At 38.8% G+C, this 15,516-nt stretch carries 13 protein-coding genes (1 of these 13 only partly in view); 7 read left to right on the top strand and 6 right to left on the bottom strand.

Translation table 11 applies throughout. The annotated features are described in order from the left end of the window. Nucleotides 1–129: 129 nt before the first annotated feature. Entirely contained in the window at nucleotides 130–1,419 is a 1,290-nt protein-coding gene (locus tag LEP1GSC062_RS00970) for a homoserine dehydrogenase (RefSeq protein WP_010577278.1), read from the bottom strand. Nucleotides 1,420–1,570: 151 nt separating this feature from the next. Here LEP1GSC062_RS00970 and LEP1GSC062_RS00965 point away from each other — a divergent pair, with 151 nt between their 5' ends. Continuing rightward, on the top strand, nucleotides 1,571–2,200 hold the full coding sequence (locus LEP1GSC062_RS00965) for an LIC_10572 family protein (RefSeq protein WP_010577277.1): 630 nt from the start codon (nucleotides 1,571–1,573) through the stop codon (nucleotides 2,198–2,200). A 91-nt stretch (nucleotides 2,201–2,291) separates the two neighbouring features. Beyond that, nucleotides 2,292–3,566 (top strand): amidohydrolase family protein, encoded by a 1,275-nt coding sequence (locus LEP1GSC062_RS00960; RefSeq protein WP_010577276.1) that lies wholly within the window; start codon nucleotides 2,292–2,294, stop codon nucleotides 3,564–3,566. Nucleotides 3,567–4,061: 495 nt separating this feature from the next. Here the strand turns inward: LEP1GSC062_RS00960 and LEP1GSC062_RS00955 are convergent, their stop codons facing one another. Genes LEP1GSC062_RS00955 through cutA form a run of 3 tightly spaced genes read right to left on the bottom strand, consistent with a single transcriptional unit; the run spans nucleotide 4,062 to nucleotide 5,989 of the window. After that, the gene (locus LEP1GSC062_RS00955; protein WP_010577275.1) at nucleotides 4,062–4,805 is read right to left on the bottom strand and encodes a GNAT family N-acetyltransferase; all 744 of its coding nucleotides are present in this window, start codon (nucleotides 4,803–4,805) and stop codon (nucleotides 4,062–4,064) included. A gap of 5 nt (nucleotides 4,806–4,810) precedes the next feature. After that, nucleotides 4,811–5,644 (bottom strand): patatin-like phospholipase family protein, encoded by an 834-nt coding sequence (locus LEP1GSC062_RS00950; protein ID WP_010577274.1) that lies wholly within the window; start codon nucleotides 5,642–5,644, stop codon nucleotides 4,811–4,813. A gap of 24 nt (nucleotides 5,645–5,668) precedes the next feature. Then, the gene (gene cutA, locus LEP1GSC062_RS00945; RefSeq protein WP_020983126.1) at nucleotides 5,669–5,989 is read right to left on the bottom strand and encodes a divalent-cation tolerance protein CutA; all 321 of its coding nucleotides are present in this window, start codon (nucleotides 5,987–5,989) and stop codon (nucleotides 5,669–5,671) included. A 122-nt stretch (nucleotides 5,990–6,111) separates the two neighbouring features. Here cutA and LEP1GSC062_RS00940 point away from each other — a divergent pair, with 122 nt between their 5' ends. Together LEP1GSC062_RS00940 and LEP1GSC062_RS00935 are read left to right on the top strand one after the other, a co-directional pair. Further along, on the top strand, nucleotides 6,112–7,491 hold the full coding sequence (locus LEP1GSC062_RS00940; RefSeq protein ID WP_010577272.1) for an OmpA family protein: 1,380 nt from the start codon (nucleotides 6,112–6,114) through the stop codon (nucleotides 7,489–7,491). Between the two features lie 1,072 nt (nucleotides 7,492–8,563). After that, complete coding sequence (locus tag LEP1GSC062_RS00935) at nucleotides 8,564–9,691, top strand: alpha/beta hydrolase (protein ID WP_010577271.1); 1,128 nt, start codon at nucleotides 8,564–8,566, stop codon at nucleotides 9,689–9,691. A 533-nt stretch (nucleotides 9,692–10,224) separates the two neighbouring features. On the opposite strand, the gene LEP1GSC062_RS00930 is transcribed toward LEP1GSC062_RS00935, so the two are convergent. Both LEP1GSC062_RS00930 and LEP1GSC062_RS00925 read right to left on the bottom strand, forming a co-directional pair. Continuing rightward, a complete protein-coding gene (locus LEP1GSC062_RS00930) occupies nucleotides 10,225–10,818 on the bottom strand; it encodes a DUF6962 family protein (RefSeq protein WP_039940780.1) in 594 nt (197 codons plus the stop codon). Between the two features lie 181 nt (nucleotides 10,819–10,999). Beyond that, on the bottom strand, nucleotides 11,000–11,911 hold the full coding sequence (locus tag LEP1GSC062_RS00925) for a CPBP family glutamic-type intramembrane protease (RefSeq protein ID WP_020983142.1): 912 nt from the start codon (nucleotides 11,909–11,911) through the stop codon (nucleotides 11,000–11,002). 1,156 nt (nucleotides 11,912–13,067) lie between these two features. On the opposite strand from LEP1GSC062_RS00925, the gene LEP1GSC062_RS00920 reads away from it, so the two are divergent. The 3 genes in view from LEP1GSC062_RS00920 to LEP1GSC062_RS00910 are tightly spaced (at most 8 nt apart) and all read left to right on the top strand, a layout consistent with a single transcriptional unit that may run on beyond the window. Continuing rightward, nucleotides 13,068–13,805: a phosphoadenylyl-sulfate reductase gene (locus LEP1GSC062_RS00920; protein ID WP_010577269.1), complete on the top strand. Its 738-nt coding sequence runs from the start codon at nucleotides 13,068–13,070 to the stop codon at nucleotides 13,803–13,805. Between the two features lie 8 nt (nucleotides 13,806–13,813). Then, nucleotides 13,814–14,719, top strand: a complete 906-nt coding sequence (gene cysD, locus LEP1GSC062_RS00915) for a sulfate adenylyltransferase subunit CysD (RefSeq protein WP_010577268.1) — start codon at nucleotides 13,814–13,816, stop codon at nucleotides 14,717–14,719. After that, on the top strand, nucleotides 14,719–15,516 hold the 5' portion of the coding sequence (locus tag LEP1GSC062_RS00910; protein WP_010577267.1) for a sulfate adenylyltransferase subunit 1. The gene runs 453 nt beyond the window's last position; 798 of the gene's 1,251 nt are visible here — the first part of the coding sequence; its start codon is at nucleotides 14,719–14,721; the stop codon falls past the right edge of the window. Before cysD ends, LEP1GSC062_RS00910 begins: the two co-directional genes overlap by 1 nt.

Below are 15,516 nucleotides of genomic sequence, written 5' to 3'. Positions count from 1 at the left end.
CAGATTCACATTTGGGTTCGAAAAGTGAAAGAGGATTTTCTTACTCCAATCAAGAAGAATCTAAACCTTTCTTATTTTCCTCGGGATACGAAAATAAGTTAAAATCCTCCCGTTCTATTCAAGGAATTCTCAGAGTTTGTCTTCTAATCGAATCGCGACCGAAGTATGTCGGATTAAAGACAGCCCGTCTATGATCTTCAATGATTTTTTTATATTCTCTTCCGTTGCAGGATGTGTAATCACAACAACTTCAACGGGTTCTTTTTCAGCTTCATTTTGTCTCACCGAAGAAATCGAAATTCCATGGTCTCCCAGCACCTTAGAAATTTCAGAAAGAACTCCGGGTAAATCCAAGGTAGTAAACCTGAGATAATAACGCACTAGGGAGCCGTTAGCTTCCGAGATCGTTGCTTGTGGAAAAAGATTTTTTTCCCGAGAACGGCCTTTGTTTCTTCTCGCTCCATAATAAAGCACATCGGAGACGACTGAAGAGGCGGTTGGCAAAGATCCGGCTCCTTTCCCCACAAACATTCCCGGTCCTGCGTATACGGTTTGATAATAAACCGCATTCATCTCGTTCATAATGTTCGCAAACGGATGTTTGACCGGAATCATCACAGGTTGAACTCTGGCTTCGATTCGATGAGACAACTTTCGCACCAGCCCGAGAAGTTTAATTCTATAGCCGAGTTCACTCGCAAATTGAATATCTAATTTGCTAATCTTTGTTATACCTTCGATTTGTATGCTCTGTAAAGGAATTTTTTCGGAGAATGCTAAACTTCCCAAAATACTGATCTTGTGAGCGGTATCGATTCCTTCCACATCGAACGTGGGATCTTTCTCTGCGAAACCTAGGTCTTGAGCGATCCGAAGAGCTTCCGAATAATCCAGATGTTCCAACTCCATCTTGGAAAGAATAAAATTTGTCGTTCCGTTAAGAATACCGTATAAAGAAAGAAACGAATCGGAACCGAGCGCGGATTTGATCGAGCGAATCACTGGAATGGCTCCTGCTACGGATGCTTCCATTCCGATTTCTAAACCCTGCTCTTGAGCGAGAGAAAACAATTCATCCCCTTTTTGAGAAAGTAAAGCTTTGTTTGCAGTAATCACCGTTTTTCCATTCTTTAAAGCTTCTTTTACAATCGAGTAGGCGACATCCGTTCCGCCGACAAGTTCTAAAATCATATCGATTTCAGGATCGGTAATAATCTTTTGATAATCGGATTCCAATTTACAATTTGGAAAATTTTGGAGTTCCTTTTTGATTTTTTCGGGGGTCCGAGTACAAACGGAGGAAAGAATCAGTTCTATTCCAAATTTTTCGCGATATGAGGTACTTTCTTTTTTAAGAATTTCGATAACGCCTGATCCTACGGTTCCGGCTCCGATCAATCCAATACGAATGCGTTCCATGGTTTACCATCTTCGTAGTTTGCAGGGAAGATTCACTCAATTTTCGATGGAAAAGCGGCGTTCTTGGAAAGATTGAAATTTTAATTTACAACGCATCGTTTCTCTGGTACGAATCAATAAGAAATTCTTAAATTCAAAAACACAGGTCCAAATGGCAAACAAAAGAAGGCCTCCCAGAAAGAAGCATAGTTCGAATCAAAAAGGTCCAGGAGGGAATGAAAGGAATCGGGAAAATACGGATTCCAACCGAGGTGGGAGCGAGCAGAGAGAAGGAAATAGAAAATATTCTCACCAACAGCGCCAACAGCAAGGAAAGAATTTTCAAAGAAATCAAGAATTCCATCGCAAAAGCCGGGAACTCGCTATGGAGAAAAATTCCGCTCCTAAGATAAGAATACCTCGAGAAGGTGGAAAGTTGGTGGTACGCGTGATTCTTACCGTCAGTATTCTGTTGTTAGGAATTTTCAGTTATTTCATTTGCGAAAATTATCATACCAAAACTCCCGTTTATGGAAAACGCGGTTGGGATGATACGTTTCATCGATCTGCAACTTGGTCCGAAGCAAGGGAGATCTGTGAAGAAAAAGGGAAACGTCTTCCCGGAAAGGACCAACTCAAAACTTTCAGCAAGAGAGCGGAGCAAAAGTTACGAAGCGCGGGAATTTTTTGGTCTTCCAGTCAAGACGGAGAAACGGGTTATTACTTTTCGGTTAATTTCAAAGACGGTTCGGAGATTAGCAGTTCGGGAACGATGAAGTATAACGTGATCTGCGTTAAATGAAGTTGGGGCAATTTCGTTTTGTTTTAAGAAATAAGACGGAATTTCACTTCTTTACGGACTTTCTTCCGGGTTTTATGCAAAGAGATCCTGTATGATTAATAAAATATCCGGTAGAATTGTCACTCATGAGAAAGATTTTTTGGGAACCGTGGAATGGGATTCTAAAACAGGGCTCATTCTGGGGGTTCGGGAACACGCAGAAGCGAAAGTGTTTTGGAATACACGGCCAAAAGAGGATGAAATCCGATTTGATCCCTCCGAGACGGTGATATTTCCGGGTTTTGGAGACATCCATATTCACGCAAGGGAAGACGAAAGTGGTAAACACATCTACAAAGAGGATTTTATTTCCGCGAGTGCGGCGGCAGTCAATGGCGGAGTTATTCACGTTGCGGATATGCCGAACAATCCGATCCCTCCCGTGGACGAACTTACATATTCAAAAAAACGCAAGTTAGCCGATCGATCTAAGATACACATAACGTTATATGCGGGAATCGGACCAAACACAAAACCTCTAAAACAATCCGTTCCTTATAAAGTTTTTATGGGTCCGAGTATAGGGGAACTTTTCTTCCATAATAACCAAACTCTGGAAGATACGATCCGTGCTTATGCGGGGGAGAATATAAGTTTTCACTGTGAAGATCCCGAAATTCTTGAAAAATATCAGAATGAAAAATTTCACGAAGACAGAAGACCCCCCGAAGCGGAAACGACGGCAACCGACTTTGCTTTGTATCTGATCGAAAAATACAATCTCAGAGGAAAACTCTGTCATTATTCTACCGGAGAAGGTCTGAGCAAAATCAAACTCGCAAAACAAAAAGGACTCAAAATTACCTGCGAAGTAACGCCCACTCATTTGTTTTTCGATAGGTCTATGTTGACTTCCCAGAATCGTCATTGGTTTCAGATGAATCCACCTTTGCGGGGCAGGGAAGATCGGGAAAGAATGCTTGAGGGAGTCAAACAAGGTTGGATCGATTATCTCGCGACGGATCATGCTCCTCACAGTATCGAAGAAAAACACAAGGGTACAAGCGGAATCTCTCAGTTGGATACATATTCACTTTTTGTAACATGGTTGATCTTGAAGGCGGAAGTGGAATTAAAAACGATTGCAAGGATTTGCGCAAAGAATCCGGGCGACTTTGTGAACGAATATCTTCCCGAAAAATTCGGCAAAGGCTTCGGTGAGATAGAACCGGGTTATTCGGCCAATTTTACCGTTTTGAATTTAAAAAAGCCGAAGAAATTTCTAAAAGAGGAAATCAAAAGTAAGTCCGGTTGGTCTCCTTTTGAAAACTATGAGTTTCCGGGTTCGATTGAGGCGGTATTTTTTTGCGGCGTTAGAATGAAATGATCGGAAGATTTCTGAATTCTTACGGTTATCCTTTTTACTTGAACCTGTTAGGCAATTAAACGATTCGTAAACTGTTTCTCGAATCAAATTCAACTTTCAGAATTTAGATTATAATAACTAACGTGAGTTCGGCGTAAGAAAAATCTGGGCGAATCGCTTGCGGATTTCATAGCTTAAATGGCTCGCGAACACGCTTTTCGCTCCAATTCCTTCGGAATTTCCACTACAATTGCTTTCGCATTTGTTATACCGAACTCACGTTAACTAATTTCCTTTCTATTCTTAAATGAGGACTTTATGTGTACGTAGTCTTCGGCATACAGGAATTGGAAGTGTAAAAGCTTTCCCTTTAAAAAGATTTTTCTAATTTTTTTGTATCGAATTTGTATCCATCTAAAATTAAAATGCGGATTTTCTATGAATTTTTAAAAAGCCCAAAGTTTCCACTTCAGAGCGTGTAAAATTGTTTTTTTGTAAAATTCGGTTTAGAAATGTCTAAGCTGTACTCCAATGTCGAAGAAGGGTTGACTTTTCAAAACCAAACTTTTCGTAGACGCCCTTTCCCATCTCGGTCGCGTGTAAAATGATAAACCCCGGAAATTCTTTTCGAATTTCGCCTAATATATGTTCTATGAGAGCAGATGCGTAACCGAAACTCCTATGGTTGAGATCGGTAGTAATCGAATATAAACCGAAGGATTCTCCGTCATAAAAAGTCATTCCGGTCGTGGTCATTTGCCCGTTTATAAAGCCTCCGTATAGTCGAAATGAGTTTTGATCCAATAATTTAAGATACAGATTTTCCCGGTCTTCGGATTTGAAAGAATCGTTTAAGATCCTCAACCAAACTTTTAGATCTTTTTCGGTTTCGATTTTTCGAATATCGAGTTCCATATTCGATTTTTTGTTAAGCGAAATAGGATCTCCTTTTAAAAACATTCCGACCTGTTCGTTACAGGAATTATACCCGAGTTTATGAATCGGGATTTCGTGAGTTCTAGTATTCAAAAAATCTAAAATATCAGAATGGAATCCCTTATTCCTCAGATCCTCGATTTCCGAACTCAAGTCAGAAAGGGATAAGTTCCTTTTGAGGATGACTCTTGTAAACCAATGCGAAGCCGGATTCGAATAGAAGTCAAAACTTTTATAATTGAGGATTGGCGCTTCCATCAATTTGGAAAGCGTCCTATGAAGTTTTACGTAATTCTCCGTGATTTCTACGACGATCGGTTCCAATAGAATTAAGCGGGAGCGAGAATCTTTTTCTTCCAGTGATGTGCGCTTTTTCTTCCTTCTTCCATCGCATCCTTTCCATGTCTAAGCTGATTTGCGTCTATATAAGGAGTTACCGTTTCGATTCTTAATATTTCTTTTTTGTAATGTTTTGCGAGTAATTCTTTTAGTTCTCTTGTTTCATTTTCGATGATCTGAACCGAGGAATGAAAAGCGCGGATCATTGCCCTTTCAGAGTGGCCTTTTTTGGCGCGAACGCTGTGAATTACAATCTTACGGATGGACTTATCTAAAATCAATTCCTTGATTGGTTCCTGATCGGCGACTCCTCCGTCTATAAATTCTTCCTCCCCCAACTTTTGAATTTCAAAAAGGAAAGGAAAGGTCATCGAAGCGAGAATTCGATCGATCAAATCTCCTTTTGTTTTTAGTTCTCTGATTTGTTTTGTTATGTTTGAAACGGATATTCCCATCGGGATAGGAAGATCTTCTATCTTTTTATGACCCAAATAAGGTTTTAATAATTCTTTGATCTTTCTGCCGGAAAGAATTCCAGAATAATTTTTCAATCCTTTGCGGATTGGCTTTATGAAATTTGTGACCAAATTCCCTTCCCAAAAATCTTTTTTCCTTAAGTTTGAAATTAGATCGGTCATAGTATCGATGGGAACTCCGGCCGCAACGAGAGAACCGATCAAGGCTCCTGAACTACAACCCGTAATTTTGGAAGGATAAAATCCGATTTCGGAAAGTCCCTTTGCAAAACCCGCATGTGCGTAAAAACCGAAAAAGGCTGAGTTAAATGTAAGAGCTGTAAATTTTTGTTTAACATGTATTTGCATAATATAAAATTTTTTGAATATGTTTTATTCAGCAATAACCTCGCTGAAAATCCATGAAAAATATTCCCGATTCCCTTCCAATAAAGGAAGACTAACGACACAGGGCACGGAGTAACTATGCAAGGATTTGATCCTTAGGGTAAGTTCTGTCATGAGTTCGCTTTTTGTCTTCAGGATAAGAACGGCTTCGTTGCTTTCAACCAACTTTTTTTCCCAATGATAGATTGACTTTATCTTCGGAAGAATATTCGCACACGCGGCTAATCTTTCCTTTACGACGGTCTTTCCAATTTTAATAGCTTCCTTTTCGTTGCTAACTGTGACGTAAACGAGTCTAGCTTCCATTTTATTCTCCTTAAACGTAAACAAGTAAGAATTCTAATTTTAAATTTCGTCCGGATCGTATTTTTTCAGAAAGTTTTTTATACTTTCCTTATGTTTTAGTGAAATTTTACGAAACTATAACTATGAGGACACTTCTGGATCAAAACTGGAAATCTGAAACTACGGGTCAGGAGTTTCTTAAAATTGCATTTTGCGTTATTTTAATGTTTATAAACGTTAATCCTCTTTTTTCGGAAGGATCGGAAAAGTTTCTTTTTCGTTGGAAGTTGACTCCGGGAGAGAACGTTGAGTTAAACGAATATCATAACGTTCGTCTGATAAGCCAAGAAAGAACGATCAAAAGAGAAGATAAGAATCGAATTCTTTTGCAGACTCTCTCTTGCGAAATGAAAGTATGTTTGTTGGACGGATTCTTCGATACGTACAGTCGTTTTCCGGAAGTTGACTCCGCATTTCGCAAAGATAAAACGTTTAAAAGCAGATTTCAAATTACGGATTTAGGGCAATACAAGGTTCCACAGGAATATAACATGCCGAACCTACGTTCTCTTCCAAGTTTTTCCGAAAAGCCAGTTTCTGTCGGAGACGAATGGACTCAACCTGCTACGGAAAGTTTTCAATTTCCGGGCGGAAGAGTAATGATTACGGTTCTTGCAAAGTATAAATATCACGGCGTTGACGAATGGGAATTCCAGAATCTTTCCGATAAAGGCGATCGGATTGAATACAACTATACGTTATATTACGATTCTCAAACGGGACAAGAGGGAATTCCCTTTAAGATTTACGGGTTTGCAAGAGGTATGGTTTTTTTCAATCGTGAACTCGGCCTTCCTCAATATAAAAGGGTTCAGTTGAGTTATACTTTCATTTACGCAAATGGAATGGCTCAGGAAATGTCATTCGACATTCACGGGGTATATAATAAAAACGTAAAACTTACGGATAGTGATAAAGATAAGTTCGCTGAAGAAGTCCGTAAAATTTTGGGTGGGGAACTTCCTACCGGGATCGAATCAGGCTCTGATCCGAAAAAAAACTCTAAAAATTCTCCGAGAGAAACTCTTTCATGGCCCGAAGAAGAGGAGAACAAAGCTAAACAGGAAACAATGAAATCTTCTGGTCCTCCGGTTGAAATTCGAAGAACAGAAGAAGGAATCGCGATTTCATTAAACTCGGTGTTGTTTGATTACAATAGTTCCCAACTCAAAGATGAAGCGAAACTCGAATTAAAAAGAATCGCATCCGTATTGAAAAAATACGGAGATAGGGAGATCAGGATTAGCGGTCATACCGATAACTCGGGCGGAGACGAATACAATCGAAAACTTTCCAGAGAACGTGCTCTTTCCGTCTTAAAAGAACTTAGAGACGAACAAGGTTTGGAAGAAAAAAGGATGTCTTATGAAGGATATGGAAAGTCAAAACCAATCGCCGATAACTCTACAGCCCAGGGCAGACAAAAAAACCGTCGGGTTGATATTACCATCGTGATGGAATAGTTCTAAAATCCGAACTGATTGATCTAACCCTAAATTAGGAACTGGTTCGAAAAGTGAAAATTCTACGGAAATTAATAAGTTGGGGAAAGAGTGAAAAAAAGATTCAACAAAGAATAACTATTACAGGTAAAAATCAGTGTTCTGATTTCTTCTGAAAAGAGAAAAGGGTTTTGCCACATTTATTTAATGTGAGTTCGACGTAGGTTAACGTTCTAATATTTCCATAAATAAATGTGGAAACTCCTAGTTTTTTAAGGGCCAAGACAACATTACAGTTGTATATTCATTCTAATCTTAACCGTTCCAAAGCGCAGGAGTTCCTACAGATAGCGACTTTCATTTCGTAAGAACTTCTGAATTTGAGACAGGCTCTCTGGTTTTCTTACGCCGAGTTCACGTTATTGAAGGGTTTGTTCCTAAAGTTCTTATACTTTTCACTCTCTCGTTTTTCTGTCCTTTTTGATATATGAACTTTTGCATTAAATCAAATTCCAAGTTAGGAAAAAAGGATCGTTTTTTAGATTCTAAAATAATTTCAAAATCTATTTATTTTAACGTGAGTTCGGCGTAAGAAAGTTTGGGCGAATCAGAAACTAAAGTGCAACGACTCCCTGAACTCAACGCAGAGCTTTCCTGAACTCAGTAAACACCTTCCTATGGGTCGGTGTTTAGGTCGCTCTGCGGGTCGTCGTCGCAGCTCGCGAATTTCATAGATAAAATGGCTCGCGACCGCGCTTTAACTCAATGTTGCTGCCTACGATCGCAACATAATGCTCCAATTCCTTCGGAATTTAACTCAATGTTTCTCCCTACGGGTCGAAACATATAATCGCTTTCGCATTTTGTTATACCGAACTCACGTTATTTTAAATACCTCTTCTGAGAATTAGAAGCTACTTTTGACACTAAATAGTGATCTATTTATAATAAAGAGTCAATTTTATGTCTTAAGTGGTGCAAAATTTGCTTTACAAACAGATCACAAAATGGTTTTTCCGATGGCTCAAACAAAAAAGGAAATCGTTAGAGTAGAGTTTTTTTCTTCGAAAAAAGTGTAGGGAGAAACTATTCCATGAAGATTGGATTGGGTATTCAGAAAGTTCAAAGTCGATTTAGAAGGATTGTTCTGGTCGTAAGTTTTCTAGTTTTTTTGTCCGGCGCAAATTCCATTAGCGCCGCTTATGAAAGGGAAATTCTTACGTACAATTTGGTAGGTCGCGGTTTCAATGTGCTTGAAACCACCTATTATAAGATCAATGTCGTTCATTACCGCAAACCAAGCGGAGGGCCGATCATTATCAATGGGAAAACGGTTTTGTTTGTTCACGGTTTTGGAGACAATAGTGCTTTCTTTGAACCGTTAGCCAAAGAATTGATCAACCAGGGAAAAGCGACTCACGTTTATATTATGGATCTTCCGGGACATGGTGCTAGTACCATGACTCGTGGGACTGCGCCTGTTCCGGCTAATGTGAGTCAATTGAGTGTTGGAAATTATGGAGATGCACTCCGTGCTTTGCTTAACCAAATGATTGGTACGGAAAAAAGGAAAATTACGACCATCGTTGGTCATAGTATCGGTGGTCTTGTCATTCAGATGATTCAAAGTAAGTTTCGGGATGGCGGTTCCAGCCTTTTGGATGCATTTGGCATCGAAAATACGATCCTGATCGCAAGTGATATTCCTTCGGCTTTACCTTGGTTCGGTGCGGATGCTCCTATAACTGACCCGAATTCTGCAAAAGGTTTTGTTTGGAATTTTAAGGCGGAAAAAGTGGTGGAAACGCAACCCTTTCCTCCTCAGGTTATAACGGGCCTTTTTGTAGAGACGCCAGACGATTTTTACATCAATACAAAGTTCGCGGTGAATGGGGTCCCGGTAACGGGTGCTCCGACTCCGGCTCAATTGGAGGTTATGAGCAATTTGGAGCCGTACACGGCTGCAGCCAATATCGTAGGTTTGGATCCTTCCGGACAAACGACAAATGCTGTTTCGAGGTTGTCCGTTTCTCCAAATATATGGAACGGTTTTAACCTCAAAGTAGTGTGGCTGGAGAAAGGTGTATTTTTCAATCAATCGGAAACCGAAGGACTTGCACAATATCTCAAAGCCGAATCGCATGCGATCACGATCTCCGATCCTGAAGCCACTCACGGCGCTCCGTTTTCTAAGCCTTCTCTTTTTCTTTCCCTTTTCTAATTTTTTAACCGACGACCGTACCAGATATGGTACGGTCGTCGCATAAAAACAAAACGACTTCGTTTTTGTATAAAAAAAATTTAGAATATTCTAAAATAAGAAACTATTATTTTGTGAGATGTGGATTTAATTCGATTTGGAATTTATGAAATAATATCGTTCGAACATTTGTTGTTCCTGACTTATCTTTTTTTCCTATGGGAAATATTTTTCCCTTTGATAGAATAGAGTCATACCAAAAATATTTCAGCAAATTGTATAAAGCTCAAGATAGATTCGATCAGATTCCTTTTATCTTGAACTTTCATTGTATAGCGCTGTAAATCTCCTTTGAAATAAATTTTTACTTTCTAAAAATTTTGAGAGGCCACGAGTCATCTTAAGCTATTCGGCAAAAAAAGTCTCTTAGGAGCATTATAGTATTCTAATGTTTTAACAGTGGCTCTTACTCATCCCTAAATAATATAGTGTCCAAAATTCTCCGTCTAAACGGGGATTTGTGCTAAAATTGGCGGTACTCCTTTATGTAAAGATCAGTAGCTCAATCTTTTGAGGGAGACACTCAAGGAGTAGACGGCGACGGCGAGAACGATATGAAAAATATCCACGTTTAAAATAGGCCCTCTGGAGCCTGTTGTTCCTATCACAAGTCCTGCGAGGATGAAAAGAATCGCTCCCAAAATCCCATAAAGGGCTGGAATCTTTGTCTCTCCCGAGTTTTTACGAATACAAACAAGAATCACCGTAATCATTGCAATTCCTCCCAAAGCCGTGGATAAAAGTGGGAAGAGAAAAACATAACCGAAAATTATATAAAGAAAAATGAAAACTCCCGCAATCGGATAAATAAAATTCTTTTCCAATTTTTTAATCCCGATATGGAAGAAACCGGTACCAATTAAAGGTACTCCGACAAAAGAAGCAAGCCCTACCGAAAAACGATAGATCGGATCTAAAATCTCAATTCCCAAAAAGTGAATCGTTCCTAATCCGGCGGAGATTCCTATCGCAATAAATCCGAAAAAACCAACGATTCTTGAATAAGAAGTTATATTTTTAATTTGAATCGCGACAAAGATAGAGACAAAACTTAAAATAAAATCTGAAAAAGCTGTACTCAATTGCATGGTAAATGATAATTTTTGAAGAGATAAATTTTGCAATTCTTTACTTTCAAGAGTTGAAAAAAAGATCAGAATTCGGTTCGAAAAGTTTTTAGAATAAATTTTTACATACATAAAGTTTAATGCTTTAAATGAGTAACGAGTAGTAAGATAAGTTCTGATAAATTCGGAAGACTTTAAAAAATCAAAATAATTTATCCCAAATATAAATCCCGGTAAAAAACTCCATACCGGCTGCCAGTGCGATATGTGCGTAAAGCCCCCCTCGAATCGAATGAGTCCTAATGCTCAAAGCCCCCATTAACAATCCTCCAAAAAAAGAACTTAGAATTTCTCCTCTCGGTTTTTGGAAGTGAACCATGCCGTAAATTAAAGCCGCCATTCCTACTGCGTGATAACGGCCTACGACGCTTAAATATCGAATTAAAAATTTTCTAAAAAAGAATTCCGTAAAATAGAAAGTGTAAAGATATACGATTTCAAAAATGAGAGTCGTGAACCAAGTCGCATGATACAGTAGTCGTTCGTTTGTAATTGGGGCCCTCGGATAAAATTCTTTAAAACCTGGAATAAAAGAACCGATTGCCGAGATTATCACAGCGAGAATTAAAATCGGATAATAAGAAGGACTTTTTCTTTTTTCAAATGGAACAGGATTTGTTTTGTATCTATAAAAGTCGTATAATAGAGGAAAGACTAACAAGGGAAGAGTATGCGTGAATTGTTTAATAATCTTCCAGGTCCAAAAAATCCATTCTCTTGGAAGATAGAATAAGAATTTCTCATAGGGAAAGTCAGATAAATTTAAAACAATCAAACTAATCCAAAATACGAAAAGAAAACCGATTATTTTTCCTTTACGGAATCGAATTTTTCTCTTTCTAGGAAGATGATAATAAAACATAAATATTAGAATTCCATATAGTATGAATGTACTAGTCGCTTTTAGTTTGAAATCCTTTGAAGTGAGAAGAGAAAATCCGAATTCTTCGTTCAAGAATAGGATTAAAAATAGGCTCCCATAAAAACCGAATAATAGAATATAGATTTTGGAATTTTTTCTAAAAAATCCTTTTAAGATTGATATGATTTCCATTTAAAAACCAATTCAAGTTAAAAGGATAAAACTTTCCAATACTTTCGATAAAAACGGATCAGAAAATTTAATTTCGAGCTTGAGAATGTGAAAATTAAAAATAAAAAAGATTTTGTAGCGAATTTTGCTTTTAAATAGGATGTTTAATCTTTATTCGACTATTACTAAAGTATTGCCGTATCTTTGTATTGATTAAGAATATTATAAAATACTTTTAAGATGCACTTTAGTATTGATCCTAAAAAAGTGTTCTAAGTTTGCGATTGATCTAAATAAACCATTATAAAAAATGATTTCTGAATTTCTAACGATAACTTTTCGTAATAAGGAATCCTTCATTAAAACCAAAAATAATGATCAAGGCCTTTTCTTAATGCCTTAGAATGTGGGAACTACTATAAGAATTTAACAACGAAAAACTGTTTCAAAAACCCATAAACTATTCAAGGGGAAGTAATCTGCGGAAATTCCTATATACTTTTGCGGAATGATTGTAACTGATTCGTCTTATAGGGGCTCTTAAAGTCGTTGGGACTAGTTTTGATAAATTTACAGAAAATGTTTCAACCAAAAGCCTCCGTAAAAAAATCCGAAACAATACTAAAAACAAAAACTGGTTACTACCGATAACTATATAATAAAGTACCTAATATTTTGCACGGAATCACTGTTTTGCGATAAAATTAAAGGTACTCAATTTTATAGAGATCAGTAATCAACAAAGCAGCTCGGGGATTGTAGAAGAGAATGTGAATGATTTTATAAAAATTCAAAATTGAACGCGAGAATTTAAAGTGACAACGCTATCAAGTGGATCGAGACTGTTGGGAAAATATCATGAAGAAGGATCTTAAAAATTTCTCTTTACTGATTTCTATACGATAGAGTTTCCAAGATTCTGCCTCTAATGGGTTTTGTGCTAAAACTAACGGTACTTCTTTATATAGGTATCAGTAGTCCATTGAATTTCCAGTAAGATTGAAAAAATGGCGTTTAGCAAGATCTTATATCAAATATAGTTTACAAAAAATCCAATATATAAAACTTTGGTAAATAAATAGTCCCATTTTTTCTTAAATCTGTACTATTTATTGGATCAACCATAAAATCAAGCTGGATGTGTAAACCTCCCATCCAAGACTAGACTATCACGAACATGTTACCGCAAGAACTGGAACAAAAACTTGCATTTTTGAGTCTGGAAGATTCCTTAGAATGGATCAATAACGAGTACGGAGAGACTGCGGCTTTTTCCACGAGCTTGGGTCTTGAGGATCAAGTTATCACTCACGTTATATATACTCGAAATTTAAAAATCAGAGTTTTTACTTTGGATACCGGTCGTCTTTTCAACGAAACGTACGACCTTCATAAACTTACGAATGCAAGTTACGGTAGGAAGATTGAGACGTATTTTCCCGACACGACCGCGGTTCAAGATCTAATCAATACGAAAGGTCCCGACAGTTTTTACGATTCTGTGGAAAATAGAAAAGAATGCTGTTACATCCGAAAAGTAGAACCGTTAAACCGCGCACTTGTCGGAACAAAACTTTGGATCACCGGAATTCGTTCGGAACAATCGGATTCTAGAGGTTCTTTTTCGAAAGTGGAATTGGATCCTTCTCGGAATATACTGAAATATCATCCTCTTTTGGATTGGTCTTTGGAGCGCACTCAGGACTTTATCGATACGTATCGGATTCCGACTAACGTATTACACAAGAAAGGTTTTCCTTCAATCGGATGTGCTCCTTGCACAAGAGCAATTCAGCCGGGAGACGACATTCGCGCCGGAAGGTGGTGGTGGGAAGCATCCAATCAAGAATGCGGACTTCACGTCGTAAACGGAAAGTTGGTTCGTCAAAAATCCGATCCTAAAAGAGCGATATGAATTCAACTATGAATAGGTCTAGACTTACACATCTCGAACAGCTGGAAGCGGAATCGATTTATATCCTTCGGGAAACAGCCTCTCAGTTTGAAAGACCCGCTCTTCTTTTTTCCGGTGGAAAGGATTCTATCACCCTCGTACATCTCGCGTTGAAAGCGTTTCGTCCAGGAAAGTTTCCATTTCCACTCGTTCACATCGATACCGGTCATAATTTTCAGGAAGCCCTGGACTTTAGAGACGAACTCGCTTCCAAAATCGGAGAGAAGCTGATCGTTCGTTACGTTCAAGATTCCATCGACCAAGGAAAAGCCGTCGAAGAAAAAGGAAAGTTCCCGAGTAGAAACGGAATTCAAACCGTGACACTTTTGGATACGATCGCGGAGTTCAAATTTGACGCGTGTATTGGCGGTGCTCGCAGAGACGAAGAAAAAGCCAGAGCGAAAGAAAGGGTTTTTTCCGTTCGAGACGAATTCGGTCAATGGGATCCGAAATTACAAAGACCGGAACTCTGGAATATTTATAACGGAAAAATCAGTCCCGGCGAAAACGTTCGCGTTTTCCCGATTTCCAATTGGACCGAGTTGGACGTTTGGGAATACATCCGTAAAGAAAACATCGCGCTTCCTTCATTATATTTTTCTCATAAACGACAAGTGATCTATCGAGAGAACCTTCTGTTCCCCGTTTCTAAGTTCATCACGATCGATGCAAATGATCGCGTGGAAGACAAGATCGTTCGTTTTCGCACCGTGGGAGATATGACTTGTACCGCGGCTGTGGATTCTCAAGCGGATAATATCGACGACATTATCCTCGAAATCCAGACGACTCGAACTACTGAGAGAGGTTCCAGACTCGACGACAAACGTTCCGAAGCGGCTATGGAAGACAGAAAAAGAGGAGGATACTTCTGATGGATTTGTTACGTTTTATCACTGCGGGAAGCGTGGACGACGGAAAATCCACTTTGATTGGAAGACTTCTCTACGATAGTAAATCAATTTTCGAAGATCAACTCGAAGCGATCGAAAAAAACGCCCGAGGCAATAACGGTCAAATCAATTTAGCTCTTCTCACAGATGGCCTTAAAGCGGAAAGAGAACAAGGGATTACGATCGACGTCGCTTATAAATATTTTTCCACTCCGAAAAGAAAGTTCATCATCGCCGACGCTCCGGGTCACGTTCAATACACCCGTAACATGGTTACGGGAGCTTCCAATTCCAATCTTGCGATCATTTTGATCGATGCGCGGAAAGGTGTTATCGAACAGACTTATCGTCATTCTTACATTGCTTCCATGCTGAGAATTCCTCACCTTGTGGTTTGTATCAATAAGATGGATCTCGTGGAATTTTCGCGAGAGCGATATGAGGAAATCAAAGTAGAGTATCTGAACTTCGCTTCCCGATTGGACATTAGAGATATTGAATTTATTCCAATCAGCGCTCTCAACGGAGACAACGTAGTTGATAAATCCGAAAATCTTTCCTGGTATGACGGACGCACTCTTCTCAATCATCTTGAAGAGGTTTATATCGAAAGCGACGAGAACATCGAAGACGCGCGTTTTCCGGTTCAATATGTGATCCGTCCATTTTCCGACGAACATCATGACTACAGAGGTTATGCCGGTCAGGTTCGCAGCGGAATTTTCAAAAAAGGCGATTCGATTACCGTTCTTCCTAGCGGGTTTACAAGTACGATCGAA

Source organism: Leptospira alexanderi serovar Manhao 3 str. L 60, from assembly GCF_000243815.2.
GTDB classification, from domain to species: domain Bacteria; phylum Spirochaetota; class Leptospiria; order Leptospirales; family Leptospiraceae; genus Leptospira; species Leptospira alexanderi.
This window is presented reverse-complemented; position numbering and strand designations above follow the sequence as displayed.